6 protein-coding genes are annotated in these 3,019 nt (G+C 41.4%); all 6 read left to right on the forward strand.

The window, feature by feature from the left end; translation table 11 throughout:
* Positions 1–611, forward strand: a 611-nt coding sequence (locus AC1DUA_RS31630) for a CobW family GTP-binding protein (RefSeq protein ID WP_477503516.1), incomplete at its 5' end; no start/stop codon positions are given.
* Positions 612–645: 34 nt separating this feature from the next.
* On the forward strand, positions 646–795 hold the full coding sequence (gene rpmG / locus AC1DUA_RS31635) for a 50S ribosomal protein L33 (protein WP_477503517.1): 150 nt from the start codon (positions 646–648) through the stop codon (positions 793–795).
* A 237-nt stretch (positions 796–1,032) separates the two neighbouring features.
* On the forward strand, positions 1,033–1,566 hold the full coding sequence (locus AC1DUA_RS31640; protein WP_477503518.1) for an AAA family ATPase: 534 nt from the start codon (positions 1,033–1,035) through the stop codon (positions 1,564–1,566).
* Between the two features lie 41 nt (positions 1,567–1,607).
* Complete coding sequence (locus AC1DUA_RS31645) at positions 1,608–2,060, forward strand: Fur family transcriptional regulator (protein WP_477503519.1); 453 nt, start codon at positions 1,608–1,610, stop codon at positions 2,058–2,060.
* A 180-nt stretch (positions 2,061–2,240) separates the two neighbouring features.
* Complete coding sequence (locus AC1DUA_RS31650; RefSeq protein WP_477503520.1) at positions 2,241–2,480, forward strand: CobW C-terminal domain-containing protein; 240 nt, start codon at positions 2,241–2,243, stop codon at positions 2,478–2,480.
* A gap of 23 nt (positions 2,481–2,503) precedes the next feature.
* On the forward strand, positions 2,504–3,019 hold a 516-nt coding region (locus AC1DUA_RS31655; protein WP_477503521.1), incomplete at its 3' end, for a histidine racemase CntK family protein.

Genomic DNA, 3,019 nt, shown 5'->3' on the forward strand with positions numbered 1-3,019 from the left:
AGCTGCAACCAAGAGCCAAATTCATTCGTTCCGTATTTGGCCAGGTGGCGACTGCGGAAATTCTTAATACGCATCTTTTCAATTTCGATGAGGCTAGTACATCTGCCGGATGGATAAAAGAAATGGAAAATGACGCACATACACCAGAAACAGAGGAATATGGCATATCCTCCTTCGTGTATGAAAGAGTTCGTCCCTTCGAGCCTTCGCGGTTGATGAGATGGATGGAGGACTGGCCTGCGGAGATTGTCAGAGCCAAAGGGATCATGTGGCTAGCTAGCCGAAATGATTATGCRCAAAATCTAAGCCAGGCAGGACCATCTATTCGCTTTGGGCCTGCGGGGTATTGGGTATCTGCGCTTCCCGATGCAGACAGAGAAGCTGTTCTTGAAGAAGATGCAGGCCAAATTAAGCATTGGGACGCCATTTATGGAGATCGTGTCAATAAAGTCGTATTCATCGGCATGGACATGGACCGGGCTGAAATCATCGCATCCTTGGATGACTGCTTATTAACGGAGAATGAAATGCTTGGAGACTGGAACCTGTTAAATGACGAATTGCCGAATGCAATCATGGAATTAGAGGAAGCCTATCCTTTGCCGCAATAGCAACCAGATGAAAATACAATAGGAGGTGAAAAGCATGAGAGTCGTGGTTACTTTGGCGTGCACGGAAACAGGTGACAGGAACTACACAACAACGAAGAATAAGAGAAATAACCCTTCTAGGCTTGAATTAAAAAAGTATTGTCCGCGTTTAAAGCGTCACACGTTACACCGTGAAACGCGTTAAAATTCCCACAAAGATCCGGGCTTGTTTGTCCGGATTTTCTTAAGCCTAACTAAGAAAGGGGACGCATGTTAATGAAATTGGACGTCTATGAGGATAAAGAAATCATTTTGAGTCATCACTTGGATACGCATTGGAACCGCCGCTCATGTGTAGGAGTAAGCATTCTTGACGAGCCGGAGGATCATTCTTTGTATGCCTATCTGACCATGTTTGGAGCTCCCGCTTATAGTTGTCCGTTTGGATGCAATTATTCACAGTCATCTGGGTGAAACGGGAACGAATATTCGCAAAATTTTTGATTTTGCAAAGCTTGCGCCTTGTGTGCTATTTCTGGATGAATTTGATGCCATCGCTCGGGCAAGAGACTCGATTGATGAAGTGAAAGAAATGGCAAGAGTCGTCAACACGCTGCTTCAATGCTTGGATGAATTTCATGGAAACAGTACTTTTATCGCAGCAACGAATTTGGAAGAGGAATTGGTTACTGCTGTATGGCGTCGATTCGATACACGGATGAATTATCAGCTGCCGGGAACCGAGGAGTTAATCGTTTTCTTGAGAAATTTACTAGGAGATTCTAGTGAAGATGTGAAAATCATTGCACAAGCCAAAGACTTGTTCCACGGAAGCAGCTTTGCCGATATCGAGCAAATTATTCTTAAAGCTAAACGTAGAACGATTATTGAGGACAGTAAGATGAGTTACGAGAAACTTCTTAATGCCTACGAAGCATATAATCCAAGGATGCTAAGAGAAGCAATTCAGGTATAACGTTTCGGTCACATCATAAAGCGGAAGGAGAAACGTTACCCATGAAGAGACAACATACCCTACCGGAAGAGCAAGAATTGATCGTTCAATTCAGCAAATTATCTAGCAAAGGTATCAGGTTAACGGAACAACGTAAAGCCATGATTGAACTTATTTTAAAAACCGCTAAGCCGTTATCCGCAATAGATATTTACCGCAACATGGCAAAGGGATTTAACGGACTAAGTTATGGAACCGTGTATCAAAATATCAAGCTCTTTATTGAGTTGATGATTATTGAGTCATTTGTCCTCGGTGAAGAGGTGCGTTTTCGATTGATAGATCGAGATTATCCCAAGTATCATCTGATTTGTGTCGACTGTGAGCAAACAATTCCTATTGATGCTCAAACGGAACGTTTCAACCTTCCAATAGTGACCAATCGGTTTCAACCAATTAGTCATAAATTGGATGTGTATGGATACTGCACGGCATGCAACATAATGCACGAGTGATCATGAATAAATTTTAATTGTTTATTAATCGTAAAAATTACATATTATTTTTTTGGGTAGAAGCACAGTAGTTTAAGTGAGGGAGGTAAACCAAATCATACAATCAGTTCCTATTCATATTTTCTCCGGATTCCTTGGAAGCGGCAAAACTACATTGAATCCACCGGGATAGCTAACCCGATGGAAATTATAGAAGCGGTCACGGATGCTGAACAAGTATATCGAGCAAAAGGCATCTTACAAACCACAGACGGAATTTCAATAAAGAATCATTTGTTTCAGTATGCGTACCGTGAACTTGAATTCATGAATCTTAGAATTAAACCCAAAGCAGCGGTTCAGAATGTTGCGGTTTTTATCGGTGAAAATTTTTCAAAGGATGATGTCATTCAAGCTTTAAAGGAGATCTCTCCCAATTAACTCACGTTCAGAGGAGGATAAATGTGGGGAAACAGATTGTGGATTTCATTAAGTGCAGTCCAACCCAAAACATGACGATTTTAGTCAAATCGAATCACATAATGGATGAGTATAAACACATTGCTTCAAAACTTATGTCCTACGATAGTGTGTATGCGGAACAAGTTGGATTTATTGAAACGCCTGTTAATAGCAAGGCTTCAGCTCATTTGCAAATGGCTGGTGGCGAGTTTTGTGGAAATGCATGCATGGCCTTAGCGGCTTTCATTGCCTCTGAAAAAGCCATGGAGCCAAATGATTTGGCAGAAATCGTTTTAGGAGTCTCTGGGATCGACGAATTGATAACTTGTTCTGTGCAAAGAAAGCCAAATGGATTTTACTGTAGAGTCGGGATGCCAATTCCTCAACAAATAGAACAACGAATCATTTCGTATGAAGGCAATGATTTGGCTGTCATCATCGTGAGATATTCTGATTTTATTCATATTGTCATCGAAGTGGATGAGTTTTATGAATCGATAAGAAACAAAGCGGAGTCC

It is taken from the genome of Paenibacillus sp. 01T422 (assembly GCF_056398785.1).

Excerpts from the sequence above, each read along its gene's own strand:
- rpmG (WP_477503517.1), top strand. The coding sequence starts at position 646 with ATGAGAGTCGTGGTTACTTTGGCGTGCACGGAAACAGGTGACAGGAAC.
- AC1DUA_RS31645 (WP_477503519.1), top strand. The coding sequence starts at position 1,608 with ATGAAGAGACAACATACCCTACCGGAAGAGCAAGAATTGATCGTTCAA.
- AC1DUA_RS31650 (WP_477503520.1), top strand. The coding sequence starts at position 2,241 with ATGGAAATTATAGAAGCGGTCACGGATGCTGAACAAGTATATCGAGCA.